Source organism: Ancylobacter crimeensis (genome assembly GCF_023016805.1).
GTDB classification, from domain to species: domain Bacteria; phylum Pseudomonadota; class Alphaproteobacteria; order Rhizobiales; family Xanthobacteraceae; genus Ancylobacter; species Ancylobacter crimeensis.
The window spans coordinates 66,715-87,898 of record NZ_JALKCH010000007.1; the positions used below are offsets into that span (position 1 = coordinate 66,715).

Here is a 21,184-nt window from a genome sequence, read left to right on the forward strand (position 1 = left end):
GCCAACATATGACGGTGGGCGCGGACATCAAGGCGGCACGGGCGGCATTGGCCGAGCTTCTCGGGAATATGCGCGCCGGCATCGCCTTCACCGGAGCCGGCATCTCCACCGAATGCGGCATTCCGGACTTCCGCTCCCCCGGCGGCCTGTGGTCGCAGAACAAGCCGATTCCCTATGACGCCTTCGTGTCCAGCCGCGCCGCCCGCAACGAGGCGTGGCGCCGACGCTTTGCGATGGAGGAGGCCTTCGGCGGCGCCCGCCCCGGCCGCGGCCATGCGGCGGTCGCCGGCTGGCTGGCGGACGGGCGGCTTCTGGGGGTGGTGACGCAGAACATCGACGGGCTGCACCAGCTTTCCGGCGTTCCGGACGAGCGACTGGTGGAGCTGCATGGCAACAGCACCTATGCGGTTTGCCTCGATTGCAACTGCCGCTATTCGCTCTCCTGGGTGCGCAAGGAGTTCGACGACGCCGGTGGCGTGGCGCCCGACTGCATCCATTGCGACGGCCCGGTGAAGACCGCCACCATCTCTTTCGGGCAGGCCATGCCCGCCGGCGAGATGATGCGTGCGCATGAATGGGCGATGGAATGCGACGTTTTCGTCGTCCTCGGCTCTTCGCTGGTGGTCTATCCTGCGGCCTATCTGCCGATCGAGGCGAAACAGGCCGGTGCCCGTCTCGTCATCGTGAACCGCGAGCCGACGGAACTCGATCCGCTGGCCGATCTCGTGATCCACGCCGATATCGGCGACGTGCTTGATGGAGTTTTGCCACACCCGGCGGCTTTTCGTTGAGGGAGGCGAATCAAAGACTCTTTGCGCGCGAGGGGTGGGTGTTATCCTGATCGCTCGCGTGCGGAATGGCGAAGGGTGCGTTGTGGGGACGCGTCCGCAAGTTGCAGGGGCGTGGGGCTGATGTCGTCCGATGGATCTGGATCCCGTTACGAGCCGAGGGGGCGAGGCAAGGACATCCGGTCCGCCGAAGACCTCGGTTCTGACGTCGAGAGCGGAGCCGACGGCCCGTTCGTCGAGATTGCCGGCACCATCAAGTGGTTCGACGTCTCCAAAGGCTACGGCTTCATCGTGCCGGATGCGGGCGGCGGCGATGTCCTGTTGCATGTGACCTGCCTGCGCCGCGGCGGCTTCCAGACCGCTCAGGAAGGTTCCCGCGTCGTGGTGGAGGCGATCGCGCGCGAGCGTGGCTTCCAGGCCATGCGCGTGCTCTCCATGGACGAAAGCACGGCGGTCCACCATTCCCAGCTTCCGCAGGCGCGCACCCATGTCACGGTGCAACCCGTGGGCGGGTTCGAGCGTGCGGTGGTGAAGTGGTTCAACCGGCTGCGCGGCTTCGGCTTTCTCTCGCGCGGCGAGGGCACGCCCGACATCTTCGTGCATATGGAGACCCTGCGCCGCCACGGCTTGACCGAACTGCGCCCCGGGCAGATCGTGCTCGTGCGCTTCGGGCCGGGCCCCAAGGGGCTGATGGCGGCCGAGGTGCGGCCGGATGGTTCCGCGACCCCGTCGTCGCATTGAGGGAGAGCGCCGCAGGGCGCCCGTATTCCTGATGATGTTTCCGTCTTTCTCCCTTCCGCGCGTTTTCGCGCGGCAGTCCGCCGGTACGTCGCGCGTTTTCGGGCGGGTCGCTCCCGCCGGGATCAGGCTTCTTGCGGCGTTTTTTCTTTGCCTGGGCCTCGGCCTGCCGGCGCGGGCGGCGACGGTCGAGCCCCTCGTGATCGATACGGCTGCCGGCGCGGTGCGGTTTTCCGTCGAGATCGCGGTGACGCCGCAAGAGCGCGAGCGCGGGCTGATGTATCGCACGGAGCTCGCCTCCAATGCCGGCATGCTGTTCGATTTCCGCACCCCGCAGCCGGTCTATATGTGGATGAAGAACACCTACATCCCGCTCGACATGGTGTTCATCCGCGCTGATGGCCGCATCGGCCATATCGCCGAGAACACCACGCCTCTGTCGACAGATGTCATCGAGAGCGGCGGACCCATGCGGGCGGTGCTGGAACTGGCGGGCGGCACGGTGAAGGCGAAGGGCATCGCGGTGGGCGATCGCGTCGAGCACAAGCTGTTCCCGCCGAAGTGAGGGCCGTGGAGCTTCTTGCGGCTGCGTGCTGGTCCGGGTTTCGACATGAAAAACCCCGGTGCATCGCACCGGGGTTTTGTCGTTCCCGAAGATTGCCGTGCCTTACGGCGCCTCATCTTACTTGCGGCGGGCGATCGGCACGTAATCGCGCTGGGCGGCGCCGGTGTAGAGCTGGCGCGGCCGGCCGATGCGCTGGCCCGGATCCTCGATCATCTCCTTCCACTGGCCGATCCAGCCGACCGCGCGGGCAAGGGCGAACAGCACCGTGAACATGGAGGTGGGGAAGCCGAGGGCGCGCAAGGTGATGCCCGAATAGAAGTCGATGTTCGGGTAGAGCTTGCGCTCGATGAAATACTCGTCCTGCAGCGCGATGCGCTCCAGCTCGACCGCGATGTCGAGCAGCGGGTCGTCCTTGATGCCGAGCTCGCCGAGCACTTCGTGGCAGGTGCGCTGCATGATCTTGGCGCGCGGATCGTAGTTCTTGTAGACGCGGTGGCCGAAGCCCATCAGGCGGAACGGATCGTTCTTGTCCTTGGCGCGCTTGATGAATTCCGGGATGCGGTCGACCGAGCCGATCTCGCCCAGCATCTTCAGCGCGGCCTCGTTGGCGCCGCCATGGGCGGGTCCCCACAGGCAGGCGATGCCGGCAGCGACGCAGGCGAACGGATTCGCGCCCGACGAGCCGGCGAGGCGCACCGTCGAGGTCGAGGCGTTCTGCTCGTGGTCGGCATGCAGGATGAAGATGCGGTCGATCGCGCGGGAGAGGATCGGGTTCGCCTTGTACTCCTCGCACGGCACCGAGAAGCACATGCGCAGGAAATTGGAGGCGTAGTCGAGGTCGTTCTGCGGGTAAACGAAGGGCTGGCCGATATTGTATTTGTAGGCCATCGCCGCCAGCGTCGGCATCTTCGCGATCATGCGGATCGAGGCGATCATCCGCTGCTGCGGATCGGAGATGTCGGTCGAGTCGTGATAGAAGGCCGAGAGCGCACCGACCGAGGCCACCATCACCGCCATCGGGTGGGCGTCGCGGCGGAAGCCGTGGAAGAAGCGACTCATCTGCTCATGCACCATGGTGTGGCGCGTGACGCGGTAGTCGAAATCCGCCTTCTGGGCGGCAGTCGGCAACTCCCCGTAAAGCAGCAGGTAGCACGTCTCGAGGAAGTCGCCGTTTTCGGCGAGTTGCTCGATCGGGTAGCCGCGATAGAGCAGGACGCCGGCATCGCCATCGATATAGGTGATCTGGCTCTCGCAGCTCGCGGTCGAGGTGAAGCCCGGATCATAGGTGAACATGCCGGTCTGGCCGTACAGCTTGCCGATGTCGATGACGTCGGGGCCGATGGTGCCGGACAGCACGGGCAGATCCCAGCTCTGCTCGCCGACACTCAGTTTTGCGGTAGCCGGCGATGTTTTGGAAACGGCATCCATACGGGAATCTCCCACCTGCGATGATCGAAAAATCGGCGTCGTGCCCTGTGCGGACCGGCGTCTCCTCCTGGCAAGGGTTCTTGGGAGCGTCCCGCACCGCCCCGGTCCAGCCTTGCTTTTGACCAAGTCGTAACCCTTTCACCCCCTGCTCGCAAGCGCAGCGCGCGCGGTATCGGCATGCGGGCGAAAATCCTTTGCGCGCAAGGCTTCGCGCCCTTCGGGAGAGGGCGCGGCAGCCTTCGCGTCCGCACAAAGTCGCAGGATCAGGTGGCGATGGCGCCAGCCTGGTCTGCGAGTCTTGCAAGGCTCTCCTCACGACCGAGCACCGCCAGGACATCGAAGATGCCCGGCGACGTGGTGCGTCCGGTCAGCGCCGCGCGAAGCGGCTGCGCCACCGCGCCGAGCTTGACGCCTGCCGCCTCCGCCACCTTGCGCACTTCTGCTTCCGTGGAAGCAGCGGACCACTCTTCGACGCCGGCCAGCGCCTCCCCGACCCGGCCGAGCAGGGCGCGCGCCTCCGGGGTCAGAAGGGCCGCGGCCTTCTCCTCCATCTTCAGGGGGCGATCGTCGGTGATGTAGGCGGCGCTGTCGATCAGTTCCACCAGCGTCCTGGCGCGCTCCTTCAGCCCCGGCATGGCGGCGAGAAGCTGCGCCTTCTTCTCCGGCGTGAGCCGGGCGGCGAGCGCCGGGCCTTCCGGCAAATAGGGCAGGAGGTCCTCGATGGCGGTCATCAGCTCGGCATCCGGCGTCTGGCGCATGTAGATGCCGTTGAGGTTCTCCAGCTTGGCGAAGTCGAATCGTGCCGCCGAGCGGCCCACCTTGTCGAGGTCGAACAGGCTGGCCATCTCCTCGGTCGAGAAGATTTCCTGGTCGCCATGGCTCCAGCCGAGCCGCACCAGATAGTTGCGCAGCGCCGCCGGCAGGTAGCCCATGGCGCGGTAGGCATCGACGCCCAGCGCCCCGTGGCGCTTGGAGAGCTTGGCACCGTCCGGCCCGTGGATCAGCGGAATATGCGCCATCTTCGGCACGTTCCAGCCGAGCGCGGCATAGATCTGCGCCTGCCGGGCGGCATTGGTGAGGTGATCGTCGCCGCGGATGATGTGGGTCACGCCCATGTCGTGGTCGTCCACCACCACGGACAGCATGTAGGTCGGCGTGCCGTCGGAGCGCAGCAGCACGAGGTCGTCGAGATCCTTGTTGGGGAAGACCACCCGGCCCTGCACCAGATCCTCGATCACCGTCTCGCCCTCGCTGGGCGCGCGCAGCCGGATGGCGGGCTTCGCGCCCTCCGGCGCCTCGGAGGGATCGCGGTCGCGCCAACGCCCGTCATAGCGCGGGGGGCGTCCCTCGCGGCGGGCGGTCTCGCGCATCTCCTCCAGCTCCGCGGCGCTGGCATAACAGCGATAGGCCCGCCCCTGGCCGATCATCTGCTCCACCGCCTCGCGGTGCCGCGCGGCGCGGGCGAACTGGTAGACGACGTCGCCCGACCAGTCGATGCCGAGCCATTTCAGCCCGTCGATGATCGCCTCGATCGCGGCATCCGTGGAGCGCTGGCGATCGGTGTCCTCGATGCGCAGCAACATCTTGCCGCCCTTGGCGCGGGCGTACAGCCAGTTGAACAGCGCCGTACGCGCCCCGCCGATGTGCAGGAAGCCGGTGGGCGAGGGGGCAAAGCGGGTGACGACGGGTTCGGACATCAACGGTTCTCACGGAGCCCGCCGGGGCGGGCGAAGAGGTGGCGCGATCGCGATGGCGCGCAGCGCGCGGAAGGAGCGCGGCATCGGCCACGCAGCCGGAACTGGTGGGCGGGAGCGGAGCGTGTAGCATAGGAACCGGCAGGGGAAAACACACCGGAGCCGCGGCGGGCGCGCGGTTCGCCGGCGACGTGTCAGGGGATGCGGGGTTGGACGGGCGAGGGCGCGCGGGCCGCGGCGAGAGCACGGCAGGCAAGGCAGGGGCGAGCCGCGTGATGGCGCTGGCCGCCCGTGCCGGTGTCGGCACGGGCGCGTGGCCGCTGCCCGGGAGGCTGCTGCCGGCCTGGTCCGGCGGCGGCACGGTTTGGAGCTGCCTGGCCGGCGCCCTGGCGCGGGAGGTGGATGGCCGGCGCGGCTTCGCCTTCCTGCCCGTCGCCTTCGGGACGGGAATCGGGCTGTATTTCGCCGCCACCCACGAGCCGTGGCTGATCGCCGGGGCGGCTCTCGCTTTGCTGCTCGGCGGCCTCGCCTGTCTCGCCCGCGAGCGGCCGGGCCTTTTCCATGCGCTGGCGCTGATGACGGCGGTCGCGGCGGGATTTGGCGTGGCGACGCTGCAGGTGGCGCGCATGGCGCATCCGGTGCTGCCGCGGGCCTATGAGATGATCGGGGTTTCCGGCTTCGTCGAGCGCTCCGAGCAGCGGCCGAAAGGCGGCCGGATCGTGCTGCGCGTCACCGCGCTGGAACGGGCGGAGGTGTGGCCGGTGCGGGTGCGCATCGCCATTACCGGAGCCGCGCCGCCGCCGGTGGGGAGCCATGTGCTGCTGCGCGCGACTCTCGCGCCTCCCGGCGGGCCGGCCTATCCGGGGGGTTATGATTTCGGCCGCGATGCCTGGTTCGACGGCATTGGTGCCACCGGCTTTTCGGTCGGCCGGGTGCAGGTGACGGAGCCGCCGGAGCCGCCGGACCTCGCCCTGCGTCTGCGGGTGGCGGTGGACGCGGTGCGGCAGGCGATGGATGCGCGGATCCGTGCGGCGTTGCCCGGCAGCACGGGCGCCATCGCCACCGCGCTGGTGACGGGCACGCGCGACGCGGTGCCCGCATCGGTCGAGGAGGCGATGCGGATCTCGGGCATCTACCATGTGCTCTCGATCTCCGGTCTGCACATGGCGCTGGTCGTGGCCGCGCTGTTCTGGGGCAGCCGCGCGCTTCTGGCAGCGGTGCCGGGCCTTGCCCTGAGGGTGCCGATCAAGGCCTGGGCGGCGGTGCCGGCGATCGCCGGGGCGAGCTTCTACCTGCTGCTGTCCGGTGCCGAGGTGGCGACGCAGCGCTCCTATCTCATGGCGGTGCTCGTGCTGGCGGGGGTGATGCTCGGCCGGGCGGCGGTGACGCTGCGCACGCTGGCGCTCGCGGCACTGGTCGTACTGGTGCTCTCGCCGGCGGCGCTGCTCGATCCCGGCACGCAGATGTCCTTCGCCGCGACGCTGGCGCTGGTGGCCGGGCATGAGCGTTTTGCCGGCGCCATCTACCGGCTGGGCGGCACGCAACCTGCCGGAAAGGCGCTGCGCTGGGTGGTGGGAATCCTTATTTCCTCACTGGTCGCCGCGCTGGCGACGGCGCCCTATGCCGCCTATCATTTCCACCGCGTCGCGCCGCTGAGTCTGATCGCGAATCTCCTGACGGCGCCGGTGATCTCTTTCGTCATCATGCCGGCAGGTCTGTTCGGGGCGCTGCTGATTCCCTTCGGCCTCGATGCGTGGATGTTCCGCATCATGGGCTGGGGCATCGACGTCATGGTTCGCATCGCAGCCAAGGTGGCGGCGATTCCGGGGGCGGATGGCGGGTTGCCGGCCTTCTCCGCCGCCAGCCTCGTTCTGATGACGCTTGGCCTGATCGCCCTGTGCGTGCTGCGCAGCCGCCTGCTTCTCGCAGGGCCGGCGCTCCTTGCGGCGGGTCTGTTTCTGGCGATGACGACGCGACCTCCCGATATCTTCATCGACGCGGACGGCACGACCGTCGGCGTGCGCGGCCCGGATGGGCGCCTCGCCTTGATCGGCGACCGGCCCGCCGCGACGCTGGCGAACCGTTTCGCCGTGACCCAGTGGAGGGCCTCGCTCGGCGAGCGACCTACATCGGCCACCGTTCAAGGCGGAACGGCCTCGCCGGCAAGCGGTGCGGCCAACACATCCTGCGATCCGCTCGGCTGCGCGCTGCCACTGCCGCATGGCGGGCGGATCGCCTATCCCCTCCGTCGCGAGGCGCTGATCGATGATTGCCGGCTTGCCCGCATCATCGTGACCTCCTTTACCCCTCCGCCGGATTGTGCCGCGACGGTGATCCCGACGCAGAAGGGAAGTCGGCAGGGGGCGCTGGCGTTCTGGGTGGATGCGGTTCAGTCGGATACCGTTCCGTCGGATACCGTTCAGGCTGATGCGCTTCAGGAGGCGAGGGCGCAAGCGGACGACGGTTCCGGAAACATTCACGCCGAAGATGCCGCTCTCTCGAACTCCATGTCCGACGCATCGGGCCTGTCACCTCTTCCGACCGAACCGGCGCCGGCACCAGCCATCCAGATTGTGATGGCCCGACCGGACACATATCAGCGTCCATGGCTGCCTCAACCCCCTCTCCGAGCTCCCGCACCTGCGAGTTCAGAGGACACCGCCGGGCAAACCGAGACTTCCACGATCGAGCCCTAACCCTAATCGGATTTCGGCGGCGCGACATCGAATGTCGCCAGACGGAACGGCGCCGATTGCGCCCCGTCGCCGGGCCTCAATAGCGTCGGAACAATCCCACCAGCCGGCCCTGGATGCGCACACGGTCCGGGCCGAAGATCCGGGTTTCATAAGCCGGATTCGCGGCCTCCAGCGCCACTGACGCGCCCTTGCGGCGCAGGCGCTTCAGCGTCGCTTCCTCTTCGTCGATCAGCGCCACTACGATCTCACCCGTCTCGGCCGTCTCGCAGCGGCGGATGAGGGCAAGGTCGCCGTCGAGGATACCGGCTTCGATCATGGAATCTCCTCGCACTTCCAGCGCGTAGTGCTCGCCGGTGGAGAGCATTTCGGGCGGCATGGTGACAGTGTGGCTGCTCGACTGGATGGCGGAGATCGGCGTGCCGGCAGCGATACGCCCCATGACCGGGACCGGAATCGGCCGGTTGCCGTCATCCTCGACGGGTGCGGCGGCGGGAGTGGGCACCGGGCGCTTGCCGAGACTGCCCTCGATGACGCTGGGCGCGAAGCTGCGGGCGGGCGTCGGGCGAATCGGCTGTACGCTCTCCGGCAGCTTCAGCACCTCTAGCGCGCGCGCGCGGTTCGGTAGCCGGCGAATAAAACCCCGCTCCTCGAGTGCCGTGATAAGCCGATGGATGCCGGATTTCGAGCGAAGATCCAGCGCCTCCTTCATCTCCTCGAAGGAAGGCGGAACACCGCTCTCTTTCAGGCGCTCATGGATGAAGCGCAGCAATTCATGCTGTTTGCGGGTGAGCATGACGGCTCCCTGACCGGCGCGAACGAAAACAAATCACGAACAAACACTAGTCGTTCTTTGTGTGTTCCACAACGGCAATTTTACCGTCCAGCGCAGGGATCACAGGCTCTGCGTATAGGCCTCATAGGCATCGTGCACCACGGAGATGTGCTCGCGCATGGCCTGGCCCGCCCCTTCGCGATCGCCACGCAGAATGGCGGTGACGACGCGCTCATGCTCCTGGTGGGAAAGCGCGAGCCGGCCGAGCGCGCCGATCTGCGCGCGGCGGAAGGGTGAGAGGCGATGGCGCGTCCCGCTCGCGAGCTCGGCGAGATAGTCATTGTGGGCGCCGGCATGAATGGCGGCGTGGAAGGCTTCGTTCCTCTCGCGATAGGCAGTGAAGTCGCCCTGCCGCATCAGGTCCCCCATCTCGGCATGGAGCATCTCCAGCGCGTGGCGCTCCGGTGGAGTGATGCGCGTGGCGCACAGGCCGGCGCAGAGTGCTTCCAGCTCCGCCATGACCTCGAACATGGCCTTCAACCGTTCGAGGCTCGGCCGCGCGACCACGGCGCCCCGATGCGGGCGGGTGTCGACCAGCCCGGAGGCGGCCAGTTCCCGGATGGCTTCGCGGACCGGGGTGCGGGAAACGCCGAAGCGCGCGGCGAGCGCCGTCTCGTCCAGCGTGGTGCCGGGCGGAAGCTGTCCGCGGGTGATCTCGTCGGCGATCTGCACCCGCAGTTCTTCCGCGCGGGTGGTGTGCGGCCGGCCGGCCGGCGCGTCTGGCGCACCGTCTGAGGCACTTCGGGGGGAGGAGGCGATCATGTGCGGCGAAGGATCCCAGCTTTTGGCGAGTCGGGGATGCGTCGGCCAGCATAGCCGGCGGCTTCTGGCGCGTCAGCCCGTCGCGCCGCGCTCAATCCTCCAGCCGGATGATATCGCACCGATCACCCTCCATCCCCGCCGAGGCGAAGGGCGCGCGTACCAGCAGACAGTCGGCGCGGGCGAGGACGCTGAGCATGGAACTGTCCTGGACCGGCAGCGGGCGCACCAGCGCGATGCCGTCTTTCTCGCCGAGGATTTCGGCGCGCATGAAATCCATCCGCTGGTCGTTCGCCTTCACCCCGGCGGCAAGGCGGCCGGGCGCGAGCGGTAGGCACGGCGCGGCGGCATGGCCGGCAAGGCGGCGGATGAGCGGCACGAGGAACAGCAGGGCGCAGACATGGGCCGATACCGGATTGCCCGGCAGGCCAAGGATGCGGCTCGCGCCATGGCGACCGAACATCAGCGGCTTGCCAGGGCGCAGCGCCACCTTGTGAACGGCAAGGTCAACACCCAACGCCGTCAGCGAAGGCGCGACGAGATCATGGTCGCCCACCGAGGCGCCGCCGGTGGTCACGAGGATGTCGACCTCGGCATCGAGAGCGGCGCGCAGTGCCTGACGGGTGGCGGCGTCGTCGTCCGGCAGGGTGCCGAGGTCGCGCACCTCCGCGCCCGCTTCGCGTGCCAGCGCGCCGACCGAATAGATGTTGGACAGGATCACCTGATGGGCGTTGGCCCCGGTGCCGGGGCGCACGAGCTCGTCGCCGGTGGAAACGAGGCCGACGACAGGGCGGCGGATCACCTCGACCTCCGCACGGTCCGCCGCGGCGGCCAGCGCGAGATCGCGCGCGGACAGGCGCCGGCCAGCGGGCAGCACGACCGAACCCGCGGCGAAGTCGCCACCGGCGCGGCGTATGTGGCGGCCGGGCTGGGCGGCTTCCAGAACGGTAACGCGATCCCCGGCGCGGGTCGTGTCTTCCTGAATGACGATGGCATCGGCGCCCGCCGGCAGCACCGCGCCGGTGAAGATGCGCACGGCCTGCCCGGGTTGCACCGCGTGCGGCCAGGGTCGGCCAGCGGCGGATTCGCCGGCCAGGTTCAGCACCGCGCCGACCCCCGCATCGACCGCGCGCACCGCATAGCCGTCCATCGCCGAAACATCGGCGGCCGGCGTCGATCGGCCCGCGATCACCGGGCTCGCGAGCACACGGCCATGGGCGGCGTCGAGCGGTTCGCGTTCCGCTTCGAGGGGAGCAGCGTCCGCGAGGATTTGCGCGAGGGCGTCGGCTACCGGCATCAGGGCCATGGTCGGGTCTCCTTGCCGGCTATGCGCTGGCCTGCCAGTGACCGGAGCGTCCGCCGGCCTTTTCCAGAAGCCGCACCACCTCGATCCGCATACCGCGATCGACCGCCTTGGCCATGTCGTAGATGGTGAGGCAGGCGACGGTGACAGCGGTCAGCGCCTCCATCTCCACCCCGGTCTGCCCTGAGGTGCGCACCATCGCTTCGACGCGCAGGCCTGGCAGTGCTTCGTCCGGGGTGATGTCGACCGCGACTTTCGAGAGCAGCAGCGCGTGACAGAGCGGGATCAACTCGTGGGTTCGCTTGGCCGCCATGATGCCGGCGAGGCGCGCGGTGCCGATGACGTCGCCCTTCTTCGCATTGCCGGCGAGGATGAGGTCGAGCGTGGCCCGTTCCATCGCGACGCACCCCTCCGCCCGCGCGATGCGGTCGGTCACCGCCTTGTCGGCGACATCGACCATGTTCGCGGCGCCGGATGCGTCGATATGGCTGAGGGTCTTCGGATCTTGGGCCATGGCCTAACCGGCGGCGCGCAGCGTATCGGAGGCCGTTTCGGATCGCGCGAGCAAGGTGCGCGTCGCCGCCGCGACATCGGCCTGCCGCATCAGGCTCTCGCCGACGAGGATGGCGCCGACGCCCACCGTGCGCAGGCGCGCGACGTCCGCTGGCGTGAAGATGCCGCTTTCGCCGACCAGCACGCGATCTGCCGGCACTTTCACGGCCAGCCGCTCGGAGGTTTCCAGCGAAACCTCGAAGGTGCGCAGGTTCCGGTTGTTGATGCCGACGAGGCGCGAGGGCAGCGCCAGGGCGCGGTCCATCTCGGCGTCGTCATGCACCTCGACGAGGGCGTCCATGCCGAGGCCCTGCGCGGTTTCGATCAGGTCGCGGGCCAGCGCATCATCCACCGAGGCGAGGATCACGAGAATGCAGTCCGCCCCCCAGCTCCGCGCCTCGAACACCTGGTAGGTGTCGTAGAGGAAATCCTTTCGCAGCGCCGGCAGCGAGGGAGCGGCGGCGCGGGCGGCGGTAAGGAACTCCGGCGCGCCCTGGAAGGAGGGCGTGTCGGTGAGCACCGAGAGGCAGGTCGCCCCGCCGGCCTCATAGGCACGGGCCAGCGACGGCGGGTCGAAATCGGGCCGGATCAGTCCCTTGGAGGGGCTCGCCTTCTTGATCTCGGCGATCAGCGCGGTGCCGCCGGCTGCGATGCGGGCCTCGATGGCGGAGAGGAAGCCGCGTGCGGCGGGCTCGGCCTCCGCGCGCGCGCGGACCTCGGCGAGCGGACGTGCGGCCTTGGCGGCGGCGATTTCCTCGCGCTTGTAGGCGCCGATCTTTTCCAGAATGTCAGCCATGGCGAGCCTTCCGCGCGGGTCAGTCCATCAGTCTATCAGGTTCGCGCCGTTCAGGCGTTGGAGACGGCGATCAGCTTTTCCAGCGCCGCGAGGGCCTTGCCGCTCGACAGGCTCGTGCGCGCGCTCGCAAGGCCAGTCGCGAAGTCGGGCACGGTTCCGCTCACCAGCAGCGCGGCGGCGGCGTTCATGAGCGCGACATCGGCATAGGCCGAAGGCGTCCCCTCCAGCACCGCGCGCAGCGCCCTGGCATTGGCGACGCCGTCGCCGCCGCGAAGCGCTTCCGGCATGGCGCGGGCGATGCCGAATTGTTCGGGCGTGATCTCGAAGCTGCGCACCTCGCCGTCTTTCAGCTCGGCCACCGCCGTGGAGCCGGTCGTGGTGATCTCGTCAAGCCCGTCGGAACCGTGCACCACCCAGGCGTGGGAGGAGCCCAGCGTCTTCAGCACCTCGGCCAGCGGTTCGACCCAGGTGCGGGCGAACACGCCGATCATCTGCCGGTTGACCCCGGCCGGGTTGGACAGCGGGCCGAGCAGGTTGAAGATGGTGCGGGTGCCCATCTCAACGCGCGTCGGGCCGACATGCTTCATCGCCGGGTGGTGCGCGGGCGCGAACATGAAGCCGATCCCGGCCTCGGCGATGCAGGTGCCGATCTGCTCCGGCGTCAGGTCGATCTTGACCCCCAGACCCATCAGCGCGTCCGCGGCACCGGATTTGGAGGACAGAGCGCGGTTGCCGTGCTTGGCCACCGGCACGCCGGCGCCGGCCACGATGAAGGAGGCACACGTCGAGATGTTGTAGGAGCCGGAGGCGTCGCCCCCGGTGCCCACCACATCCACAGCGCCGGTCGGGGCTTTTACGGTCAGCATCTTGGAGCGCATGGTGGAAACCGCGCCGGCGATCTCCTCAACCGTCTCGCCGCGCACCCGCAGCCCCATCAGCAGCGCGCCGATCTGGGAGGGCGTGGCCTCGCCCGACATCATGATGTCGAAGGCGTGGGCCGATTCCTCACGGGTGAGCGACGCGCCGGTCGCGACCTTGCCGATCAGGGCCTTGAGATTTTCCATGTGTCGTCGGGTCCCGGATCGGTTCAGGCGGCGCGGGAGCGGCGGGGGCCGGCATTCCAGGCGCGGGCGAGATCGAGAAAGTTCCTGAAGATGGTGTGGCCGTGCTCGGAGGCGATGCTTTCCGGGTGGAACTGCACACCATGCACGGGCAGATCGCGGTGAGAGAGGCCCATGATGAGGCCGTCCTCAGTCTCCGCCGTCACCTCAAGGGCGCTCGGCAGGGTGTCGCGCTTCACCAGCAGGGAGTGGTAGCGCGTCGCCTGGAAGGCGCCGTTGATGCCGCGGAACACGCTCCCGCCGCGGTGATGCATGGTCGACATCTTGCCGTGCATGGGCACCGGTGCGCGCACCACCTCGCCGCCGAACACCTGCCCGATGGCCTGGTGGCCGAGGCAGACGCCGAAGGTGGGAATCTCCGGCGCGGCCCGGGCGATGAGATCGAGGCAGATGCCGGCTTCGTTCGGCGTCGCAGGGCCCGGCGAGATGACGATCGCCTCGGGACCCATGGCGATGGCCTCGTCGACGCCGATCGTGTCGTTGCGGCGCACCTCGACGCTGGCGCCGAGCCCGCCAAGATAATGGACGAGGTTCCAGGTGAAGCTGTCGTAATTGTCGACGAGAAGGATCATCGCAGGTCCGTTCGGGCGGAGAGCTTACCTGTGGCGGCGTCGCTGCCGGAGTGGAAAAGCTCTAGGGGGTGAACCGGCGCAAGGTCAAGCCGTGCGCCACCGGCGCCATCCCGCTGGGTCGGAATGGCGATGAAGGTTTCACCAGCCACGCCATCGCAGCCCGCCGCGCATCCCGTCCATTTTCACTGCCCCCGGCCCGCGCGCGCCGCGAAGCGCACGGCTTCCTCGCCGGCACGGAACAGGGCCTTCGCCTTGTTCACGCATTCCTGCTGCTCGCTCTCGGGCACCGAGTCATAGACGATACCGGCGCCAGCCTGCACATACATGTGGCCGTCCTTCACCACGGCGGTGCGCAGCACGATGCAGGTATCCATCTCGCCGTCGGCACCGAAATAGCCGATCGCCCCGGCATAGATGCCGCGCTTGTCGCGTTCCAGCTCGTCGATGATCTCCATCGCCCGCACCTTGGGCGCCCCGGACACGGTGCCGGCGGGAAAGCCGGCGGCCAGCGCGTCGAGCGCGTCGTGCTTCGGGTCGAGGTCGCCCTCGACATTGGAGACGATGTGCATGACCTGGCTGTAGCGCTCGACGAAGAAGCTGTCGGTCACGCGCACGGTGCCGATCTGCGCGACGCGGCCGACATCGTTGCGGCCGAGATCGAGCAGCATCAGGTGCTCGGCGCGCTCCTTGGGGTCGGCGAGCAGTTCGTCCTCCAGCGTCTTGTCCTCATGCGGACTGGCGCCGCGCCGCCGTGTGCCGGCGATGGGGCGGATGGTGACGGTGTCGTCGCGCAGCCGGACGAGGATTTCCGGGCTGGAACAGACGAGGGCGAAATCGCCGAAGTTGAAATAGACCAGGAACGGGGCGGGGTTGACCCGGCGCAGCGCCCGGTACAGCGAGAAGGAGGGCAGGGCGAACGGCGCTTCGAAGCGCTGCGACAGAACCACCTGGAAGATGTCGCCGGCGCGGATGTATTCCTTCGCCCGGTCCACCATGGCGAGATAGTCGCCCGGCGGGGTGTTCGACACCGGCTCGACCTGCTGGTGGAACGGATCCTCTGCCGGAGTATTGGGCAGCGCCGCGTCCAGCGCGCGGATCACGGCCTCGATGCGCTCATGCGCGCCCTCTTCCGCCGCCTGGGCGGAGACGCCCGGCTGTGGGCGCACGGGCGTGACCACCGTCATCTCGTTGCGCACGGCGTCGAACACCACCATCACGGTGGGGCGGATGAAGATGGCGTCCGGCACGCCGAGCATGTCGGGCTTGGGCGCAGGCAGGCGTTCCATCTGCCGCACCATGTCGTAGCCGAGATAGCCGAAGACCCCGGCCGACATGGGCGGGCTGCCGACCGGCAGTGCGATGCGCGATTCTTCGACAAGCGCGCGCAGCGAGGCGAGCGGTGCGTCCGGGCACGGCTCGAAGCGGGTGGCGTCCGCCTGCGCCTGCCGGTTGATCTCCGCGGCGTCGCCGTGGCAGCGCCAGATGAGGTCCGGCTCGATCCCGATCATGGAATAGCGCCCGCGCGTGGCGCCGCCTTCCACGGATTCGAGCAGGAAGCTGTTGGGTCGCTCGGCGGCGATCTTGAGGAAGGCCGACACCGGCGTTTCCAGATCGGCGACGAGGGTTTGCGTCACCACCTGCGCCTCGCCGCGCCCATAGGCGGCGGCGAAGTCGGAGAGCGGGGTGCGCTGGGCGGCTGAAGAGCTCATGTCGTCCGCCTCAATTCGTCGCCGTGCCGCCGCCGACGATGGCGTCGAGCGCCGCGCGGTTGACCTTGGCGCCGAGATCGGACTGGAGCTGCACCAGATAAGCGGTCATCAGATCTTCCTGCATCCGCTGGCGGATGGTGGCCAGCACCTGCTCGTCCTCGCCCATGCTTGCGGGGATGACGGCCTTGGTCACCTCGAACAGGATGCGCCCGTCGCCGACATCCGTCGGGGCCGAACCGACCTGGCCCTGCGCGGTCTCGAACACGGCGTTCAGCGCGCCCTGCGGGATGCCGCCATCATTCGCCCGGCCGCGCCGCAATCCGGCGGCCACTTTCACCTGCAAGCCGGCATCGGTCGCCGCCTTGTCGAAGGGCGTGCCGTCGGCGATCGCCTTCTTCAGCGCCTCGAGCCTGGCGTCGAGCTGCTTGGAGGCCTCGTCCTCCTTGAAGCGCTCGAGCGCCTGCGCCTTGGCCTCGTCGAAGGTGCGGTCGCGGGCAGGCGTGATGTTCTCGACCTCGTACCAAACGTATCCGCCATTGTTCGGCAGCGTCAGCGGATCGTTGGAGGCGCCGACATCGGCGGCAAACGCCCCGCGCAGCACATCGGAGCGCGAGGGAATCTCCTCGATCGGCGTGCCGTCCGGGGTCTTGCCCGCACTGTCGGTGTTGAGCTGGATGAGCTGCAGCCCGAGCTTCTGGGCGGCCTCGGGCAGCTTGGCGCCGCCGGCGAGCTCGTCCTCCACCTTGTCGTGCATGTCGGCGAGCTGCTGCTGGGCGCGCTGCTTCTGCAGGTCGGTCAGCAGCTTGGCGGCGACATCCTGGAACGGCTGGGTGGTGCCGGCGGTGATCGTTTCGACATGCACGATGACCGGCCCGAACCGGCCGTTCACCACGCCGCTGGTGCCGCCCTGAGGCAGGCCGAAGGCGGCGTCCGCCACCGCCTTGTCGAAGATGGCATCGCGCGCGACGTTGCCGAGATCGACGTCGCCCGGGGTCAACTGGCGCGCGCTCACGATGTCGGCGAAGGTGGCGCCGCCCGCGATCTTGTCCGCCGCCGCCTTGGCCTCATCGGCGTTCGGGAAAACGACCTGCTGCACCACGCGCTTTTCAGGCGTGCCGAAGCGGGCAAGATTGGCCTGATAGGCGGCCTTCAGATCGGTGTCGGACACCTGCACGGAGGCCGCCAGCGCGTCCGGGGTGAGCGCGAGCACCGCGACATTGCGGAATTCCGGCGAGCGGAACGCCGCCTTGCGGGCGTCGAAGAAGCTCTTGAGCTGTTCGTCGGTCGGGCTGGCGATGGTGTCGAGCGCCGCCGGCTCCAGCACGACATAGGAGACGGTGCGCTCCTCGGTCTCGTAGCGCCGGAAGGCGTCGCGCATCGCCTGCGGCACTTCAAAGCCGCCGCCGAGCGATTCGATGAGCTGCTGGCGCAGCGCGAGGCGGCGTTCGGCCTCGACGAATCGGGCTTCCGTATAACCGTTGGAACGCAGGACCTGGTTGAAATAGTTGGGGTCGAACGTGCCGCTGGGCCCGCGGAAGGCCGGGTTCTCCGAAATGCGCCTCGCCATCTCCTCATCCGACAGCGCGAGGCCGAGCTTGCGGGCGCGCTCGTCGAGGCTGGCTTCGGCGAGGCGCTCGTTCAGCACCTGGTCGGGCAGGCCGAAGGAACGGGCCATGTCCGGCGTGATGCCGCGCTTGATCTGCTGGCTGATCTGCTGGACCCGCTGCTGATACAGGTTGCGGAATTCGGGGATCGTGATCTCGGTCGAACCGACCTGCGCCAGCGTCTGGCCGCCGAAGCCGCGAAACACATCCGCGATGCCCCAGATGCCAAAACTGACGATGAGAAGAGCCATCAGGATCTTGGCGATGAAGCCGGAGGCGCTTTTGCGCAGCGTCTGCAACATGGAAACGTTTCTCGTTATGTGGCGGCGGGGCGGCCCCCTCCGCGAAAGGCGCGCATCATAGGGATGGCGTGGTGCGGTCGCAACGTCGCAGATGCAGGCATTTGCAGCCACCTCCGGGCTTTGTTACCTCGGGGTAGCCAGGGGAACAGGCGGCAAGGCCGCACAGAGGTGAGGAAACGCTAATGAGCACCAGACGTCCGCTTATCGCCGGCAACTGGAAGATGAACGGCCTCGCCGCTTCGGCTGCCGAAGTCGAGCGGATGATCGGCGGCGCCGGCCCCATCGCCTCGGCGGGCGTCGATCTCCTGATCTGCCCGCCCGCCACCCTGATCGCCCGCCTTGCGGCGCTGACCACCGGCTCGCCCATCGCCATTGGCGGGCAGGACTGCGATCCGCGGCCGAATGGCGCGCATACCGGGGATATCGCTGCGGAAATGCTGGTCGATGCCGGTGCGGCTGCCGTCATTCTCGGCCATTCCGAGCGCCGCGCCGACCATGGCGAAACCGACGCCGTCGTGCGCGCCAAGGCGGAAGGAGCTCATCGCGCCGGGCTGCTGCGCATCGTCTGCGTCGGCGAGACGCAGGCGGAGCGCGATGCAGGGCAGGCGGTCTCCGTCGTCGCGCGGCAGCTCGCGGAATCCGTTCCCGACACGGCGACCGGCGCCGATCTCGTCATCGCCTACGAACCGGTTTGGGCGATCGGCACCGGGCTGACGCCGACGCCGGAGGACATCGTCGAGATCCATGCAGCCATGCGCGGCCTGCTGCGCACGCGCTTTGGAGCAGAGGCGGAAGGCATGCGGCTTCTGTATGGCGGGTCGGTGAAGCCCGACAATGCGGCGGTGATTCTGAACCTGCCGGATGTAGATGGCGCACTGGTGGGCGGGGCGAGCCTGAAGGCGACGGACTTTCTCGCCATCGCTGGCGCCTGCGCCGGCCGGTGACAGGCGGCGCAGGCCGAGCTCAATCCTGCGGGCGGGAGCGGGCGGCGCCCGGCGGCAGGTCGTCCAGATAGACATGCGCGATCCGCAGCGTCGCGGCGTGCCCCGCCTCAACGGCTGCCCACATCTCGGCGATGGCGGCATCGAATGCGGCGCGCTGGGTCGGGTAGGGTGAGCCGCGGTCCCCGTCGTGAACCACATGCCAGTGGTCACGGTGCGGCTGGATGCAGAACATCTCGTCCTGAGCCGCGTTGCTCTTGCGCAGCGGGGCGGCATTCTCCATCTCGGTGGCGGTGAGAACGATCTCGTCCATCGGCACTCCTTTCGAGGTTCCTTCCCTGCCGTCATGCGGCAAGGAAAAACGTCCGGCCCCGCGAGCGGTTCCCGAATGGGGTCCGGTGAAGCCTCATCCTGGGGGTTATTGCCCGGGTGGGCGCGAGAGCGGGCGGTCCAACTGGAAATGCCGGCCGGGATCGTGTAGGAACCCGCCCGACCCCTGCCGGCAGTCCTGTCGGCGTCGGCCGCCCCGGCGTGCCGCATCCGGAATTTCGAAGGCAGAAGATGCAGACCGTACTGATCGTCATCCACCTGATGGTGGTGCTCGCCTTGATTGGCGTCGTGCTGATCCAGCGCTCGGAAGGCGGTGGCCTTGGCATCGGCGGCGGTGGCGGGGGAGGCGGCGGCTTCTTTTCGGCGCGCGGCACGGCGAACGTCTTGACGCGAGCGACGGCGATTCTGGCGGCGCTCTTCTTCCTGACCAGCATCGGGCTCACCGTGCTGGCCGGCTGGGGCCGTGGCCCCACGACCATCTTCGCTCCCGCCGCGCAGCCCGGCCCTTCCGCTCCGACTCCGGGCGCGACCCCTGACGGAGCTGCGCCGTCCGGTACGGTTCTCGACCAGCTCAAGGGCATCCAGCCGGCGCCGTCCTCGCCGCAGGTTCCCCAGTCCCAGTGATGTTTGCCTTATCGCCGTGTCCGCACGGCGATACCGATCCGTCCGACGAGGGGCCGCTTGCGCAGCCTCTCGTCGAATCGCGTTTTTGCAGCTAGAGATCGAATTCCATGGCGCGCTATATTTTCATCACCGGCGGCGTCGTGTCCTCGCTCGGCAAAGGTCTGGCTTCCGCCGCCCTCGGCGCGTTGCTCCAGGCTCGTGGTTACAAGACCCGGCTGCGCAAGCTCGACCCCTATCTGAACGTCGATCCGGGCACCATGAGCCCGTATCAGCACGGTGAGGTCTTCGTCACTGACGACGGGGCGGAGACCGATCTCGATCTCGGCCATTACGAGCGGTTCACCGGGCGGTCCGCCAACCGGCAGGACAACATCACCACCGGCCGGATCTACCAGGACATCCTTTCCAAGGAGCGCCGCGGCGATTATCTCGGCGCCACGGTGCAGGTGATTCCGCATGTCACCAACGCCATCAAGGAATTCGTGCTCTCCGGCAATGAGGGCTACGATTTCGTGCTGGTGGAGATCGGCGGCACCGTGGGCGACATCGAGGCGATGCCCTTCCTGGAGGCCATCCGCCAGATCGGCCACGAGCTGCCCCGCAAGCACTGCATCTACATCCACCTCACTCTGCTGCCCTTCATCCCCTCCGCGGGCGAGCTGAAGACCAAGCCGACCCAGCACTCGGTGAAGGAGCTGCGCTCCATCGGCATCCAGCCCGACATCCTGCTGTGCCGCACCGACCGCGAGATTCCGCGCGAGGAGCGCCGCAAGCTCGGCCTGTTCTGCAATGTGCGCGAAAGCGCGGTCATCGAGGCACGCGACGCCGACAACATCTACGCCGTGCCGTCCGCCTATCACGAGGCGGGGCTCGACGGGGAGGTGCTGGCCGCCTTCGGCATCGAGCCGGCCCCGGAACCCGATCTCGGACGCTGGAAGAAGGTCGAGTCCGGCATCCGCAACCCGGAAGGCACGGTGACCATCGCCGTTGTCGGCAAATATACCGGGATGAAGGACGCCTATAAGTCGCTCATCGAGGCACTCGCCCATGGCGGGCTCGCCAATAATGTGCGGGTCAATCTCGACTGGATCGAGAGCGAGATCTTCGAGCGAGAGGATCCCGCTCCCTTCCTCGAGCATGTGCACGGCATCCTGGTGCCCGGCGGCTTCGGCCAGCGCGGGGCGGAAGGCAAGATCCGCGCGGCGCAGTTCGCCCGCGAGCGGCGCGTGCCGTATCTCGGTATCTGCTTCGGCATGCAGATGGCGGTGATCGAGGCGACCCGGAATCTCGCCGGCGTGGCGGCCGCCAATTCGACCGAGTTCGGCCCGACGGACGAGCCCGTGGTCGGCCTGCTCACCGAGTGGTTGCGCGGCAACGAACTGGAGAAGCGCGGCATCGACGGCGACCTCGGCGGCACGATGCGGCTTGGGGCCTATCCCGCATCGCTGGCGGAAGGCAGCCGGGTCGCGGAAGTCTATGGCACCACCGAGATTTCCGAGCGCCATCGCCACCGCTATGAGGTCAATCTCGGTTATCGCGACCGGCTGGAGGCCTGCGGCATGCGCTTCTCCGGCGTCTCGCCGGACGGGCTGCTGCCGGAGATCATTGAATACCCGGATCATCCCTGGTTCATCGGCGTGCAGTTTCACCCGGAGCTCAAGTCGCGCCCGTTCCAGCCGCACCCGCTTTTCGGCTCCTTCATCGGTGCCGCGGTGGTGCAGAGCCGGCTCGTCTGAGACGACGAAGGGTCGGAATCTGAAAAGGCCGGGCATCGCCCGGCCTTTTTCATGCGTGGGGCGATTGCGGCGCAGCACTGTGCCCGGCAGGCCA

At 68.3% G+C, this 21,184-nt stretch carries 19 protein-coding genes; 7 read left to right on the plus strand and 12 right to left on the minus strand.

Features of this window, described 5'->3' with window-relative positions; genetic code table 11:
- Positions 1-8 precede the first annotated feature (8 nt).
- From MWN34_RS11985 to MWN34_RS11995, 3 genes are all read left to right on the plus strand, one after another.
- Entirely contained in the window at positions 9-791 is a 783-nt protein-coding gene (locus MWN34_RS11985) for an SIR2 family NAD-dependent protein deacylase (RefSeq protein WP_247029503.1), read from the plus strand.
- A gap of 120 nt (positions 792-911) precedes the next feature.
- A complete protein-coding gene (locus MWN34_RS11990) occupies positions 912-1,529 on the plus strand; it encodes a cold-shock protein (RefSeq protein WP_247029504.1) in 618 nt (205 codons plus the stop codon).
- Between the two features lie 196 nt (positions 1,530-1,725).
- A complete protein-coding gene (locus MWN34_RS11995) occupies positions 1,726-2,091 on the plus strand; it encodes a DUF192 domain-containing protein (RefSeq protein WP_425532100.1) in 366 nt (121 codons plus the stop codon).
- Between the two features lie 117 nt (positions 2,092-2,208).
- Here the strand turns inward: MWN34_RS11995 and gltA are convergent, their stop codons facing one another.
- Both gltA and gltX read right to left on the minus strand, forming a co-directional pair.
- Positions 2,209-3,519, minus strand: a complete 1,311-nt coding sequence (gene gltA, locus MWN34_RS12000; protein ID WP_247029507.1) for a citrate synthase — start codon at positions 3,517-3,519, stop codon at positions 2,209-2,211.
- A gap of 263 nt (positions 3,520-3,782) precedes the next feature.
- Positions 3,783-5,216, minus strand: coding sequence for a glutamate--tRNA ligase (gene gltX / locus MWN34_RS12005; protein WP_247029509.1), 1,434 nt, complete (start codon positions 5,214-5,216; stop codon positions 3,783-3,785).
- 272 nt (positions 5,217-5,488) lie between these two features.
- On the opposite strand from gltX, the gene MWN34_RS12010 reads away from it, so the two are divergent.
- Complete coding sequence (locus MWN34_RS12010) at positions 5,489-7,909, plus strand: ComEC/Rec2 family competence protein (protein ID WP_247029510.1); 2,421 nt, start codon at positions 5,489-5,491, stop codon at positions 7,907-7,909.
- Between the two features lie 76 nt (positions 7,910-7,985).
- On the opposite strand, the gene lexA is transcribed toward MWN34_RS12010, so the two are convergent.
- The 9 genes from lexA to MWN34_RS12055 form a co-directional block, all read right to left on the minus strand.
- The gene (gene lexA, locus MWN34_RS12015; protein ID WP_247029511.1) at positions 7,986-8,702 is read right to left on the minus strand and encodes a transcriptional repressor LexA; all 717 of its coding nucleotides are present in this window, start codon (positions 8,700-8,702) and stop codon (positions 7,986-7,988) included.
- Positions 8,703-8,801: 99 nt separating this feature from the next.
- Positions 8,802-9,503, minus strand: coding sequence for a GntR family transcriptional regulator (locus tag MWN34_RS12020; protein ID WP_247029516.1), 702 nt, complete (start codon positions 9,501-9,503; stop codon positions 8,802-8,804).
- 91 nt (positions 9,504-9,594) lie between these two features.
- Positions 9,595-10,806 carry a molybdopterin molybdotransferase MoeA gene (locus tag MWN34_RS12025; RefSeq protein WP_247029518.1) on the minus strand — a complete coding sequence of 404 codons (1,212 nt, stop codon included), beginning with the start codon at positions 10,804-10,806 and terminating at the stop codon, positions 9,595-9,597.
- A 19-nt stretch (positions 10,807-10,825) separates the two neighbouring features.
- On the minus strand, positions 10,826-11,317 hold the full coding sequence (gene moaC, locus MWN34_RS12030) for a cyclic pyranopterin monophosphate synthase MoaC (RefSeq protein ID WP_247029520.1): 492 nt from the start codon (positions 11,315-11,317) through the stop codon (positions 10,826-10,828).
- Positions 11,318-11,320: 3 nt separating this feature from the next.
- A complete protein-coding gene (gene trpC, locus MWN34_RS12035) occupies positions 11,321-12,151 on the minus strand; it encodes an indole-3-glycerol phosphate synthase TrpC (protein WP_247029522.1) in 831 nt (276 codons plus the stop codon).
- Between the two features lie 50 nt (positions 12,152-12,201).
- On the minus strand, positions 12,202-13,215 hold the full coding sequence (gene trpD, locus MWN34_RS12040; RefSeq protein ID WP_247029524.1) for an anthranilate phosphoribosyltransferase: 1,014 nt from the start codon (positions 13,213-13,215) through the stop codon (positions 12,202-12,204).
- Between the two features lie 23 nt (positions 13,216-13,238).
- Positions 13,239-13,844: an anthranilate synthase component II gene (locus tag MWN34_RS12045; RefSeq protein WP_247029526.1), complete on the minus strand. Its 606-nt coding sequence runs from the start codon at positions 13,842-13,844 to the stop codon at positions 13,239-13,241.
- Between the two features lie 182 nt (positions 13,845-14,026).
- On the minus strand, positions 14,027-15,553 hold the full coding sequence (trpE, locus tag MWN34_RS12050) for an anthranilate synthase component I (protein ID WP_247029527.1): 1,527 nt from the start codon (positions 15,551-15,553) through the stop codon (positions 14,027-14,029).
- 10 nt (positions 15,554-15,563) lie between these two features.
- Positions 15,564-17,459, minus strand: coding sequence for a peptidylprolyl isomerase (locus tag MWN34_RS12055; RefSeq protein ID WP_247029529.1), 1,896 nt, complete (start codon positions 17,457-17,459; stop codon positions 15,564-15,566).
- Positions 17,460-17,641: 182 nt separating this feature from the next.
- Between MWN34_RS12055 and tpiA the strand changes: the two genes are divergently transcribed.
- A complete protein-coding gene (tpiA, locus tag MWN34_RS12060) occupies positions 17,642-18,403 on the plus strand; it encodes a triose-phosphate isomerase (protein ID WP_247029531.1) in 762 nt (253 codons plus the stop codon).
- Positions 18,404-18,422: 19 nt separating this feature from the next.
- Here tpiA and MWN34_RS12065 read toward each other — a convergent pair whose 3' ends face one another.
- Complete coding sequence (locus MWN34_RS12065; protein ID WP_247029533.1) at positions 18,423-18,713, minus strand: hypothetical protein; 291 nt, start codon at positions 18,711-18,713, stop codon at positions 18,423-18,425.
- Positions 18,714-18,961: 248 nt separating this feature from the next.
- Between MWN34_RS12065 and secG the strand changes: the two genes are divergently transcribed.
- Positions 18,962-19,354: a preprotein translocase subunit SecG gene (secG, locus tag MWN34_RS12070; RefSeq protein ID WP_247029535.1), complete on the plus strand. Its 393-nt coding sequence runs from the start codon at positions 18,962-18,964 to the stop codon at positions 19,352-19,354.
- A gap of 107 nt (positions 19,355-19,461) precedes the next feature.
- Entirely contained in the window at positions 19,462-21,090 is a 1,629-nt protein-coding gene (pyrG, locus tag MWN34_RS12075) for a CTP synthase (protein ID WP_247029537.1), read from the plus strand.
- Positions 21,091-21,184 lie beyond the last annotated feature (94 nt).

Excerpts from the sequence above, each read along its gene's own strand:
- MWN34_RS11985 (WP_247029503.1), top strand. The coding sequence starts at position 9 with ATGACGGTGGGCGCGGACATCAAGGCGGCACGGGCGGCATTGGCCGAG.
- MWN34_RS11990 (WP_247029504.1), top strand. The coding sequence starts at position 912 with ATGTCGTCCGATGGATCTGGATCCCGTTACGAGCCGAGGGGGCGAGGC.
- gltA (WP_247029507.1), bottom strand. The coding sequence starts at position 3,519 with ATGGATGCCGTTTCCAAAACATCGCCGGCTACCGCAAAACTGAGTGTC.
- gltX (WP_247029509.1), bottom strand. The coding sequence starts at position 5,216 with ATGTCCGAACCCGTCGTCACCCGCTTTGCCCCCTCGCCCACCGGCTTC.
- MWN34_RS12010 (WP_247029510.1), top strand. The coding sequence starts at position 5,489 with ATGGCGCTGGCCGCCCGTGCCGGTGTCGGCACGGGCGCGTGGCCGCTG.
- lexA (WP_247029511.1), bottom strand. The coding sequence starts at position 8,702 with ATGCTCACCCGCAAACAGCATGAATTGCTGCGCTTCATCCATGAGCGC.
- MWN34_RS12020 (WP_247029516.1), bottom strand. The coding sequence starts at position 9,503 with ATGATCGCCTCCTCCCCCCGAAGTGCCTCAGACGGTGCGCCAGACGCG.
- MWN34_RS12025 (WP_247029518.1), bottom strand. The coding sequence starts at position 10,806 with ATGGCCCTGATGCCGGTAGCCGACGCCCTCGCGCAAATCCTCGCGGAC.
- moaC (WP_247029520.1), bottom strand. The coding sequence starts at position 11,317 with ATGGCCCAAGATCCGAAGACCCTCAGCCATATCGACGCATCCGGCGCC.
- trpC (WP_247029522.1), bottom strand. The coding sequence starts at position 12,151 with ATGGCTGACATTCTGGAAAAGATCGGCGCCTACAAGCGCGAGGAAATC.
- trpD (WP_247029524.1), bottom strand. The coding sequence starts at position 13,215 with ATGGAAAATCTCAAGGCCCTGATCGGCAAGGTCGCGACCGGCGCGTCG.
- MWN34_RS12045 (WP_247029526.1), bottom strand. The coding sequence starts at position 13,844 with ATGATCCTTCTCGTCGACAATTACGACAGCTTCACCTGGAACCTCGTC.
- trpE (WP_247029527.1), bottom strand. The coding sequence starts at position 15,553 with ATGAGCTCTTCAGCCGCCCAGCGCACCCCGCTCTCCGACTTCGCCGCC.
- MWN34_RS12055 (WP_247029529.1), bottom strand. The coding sequence starts at position 17,459 with ATGTTGCAGACGCTGCGCAAAAGCGCCTCCGGCTTCATCGCCAAGATC.
- tpiA (WP_247029531.1), top strand. The coding sequence starts at position 17,642 with ATGAGCACCAGACGTCCGCTTATCGCCGGCAACTGGAAGATGAACGGC.
- MWN34_RS12065 (WP_247029533.1), bottom strand. The coding sequence starts at position 18,713 with ATGGACGAGATCGTTCTCACCGCCACCGAGATGGAGAATGCCGCCCCG.
- secG (WP_247029535.1), top strand. The coding sequence starts at position 18,962 with ATGCAGACCGTACTGATCGTCATCCACCTGATGGTGGTGCTCGCCTTG.
- pyrG (WP_247029537.1), top strand. The coding sequence starts at position 19,462 with ATGGCGCGCTATATTTTCATCACCGGCGGCGTCGTGTCCTCGCTCGGC.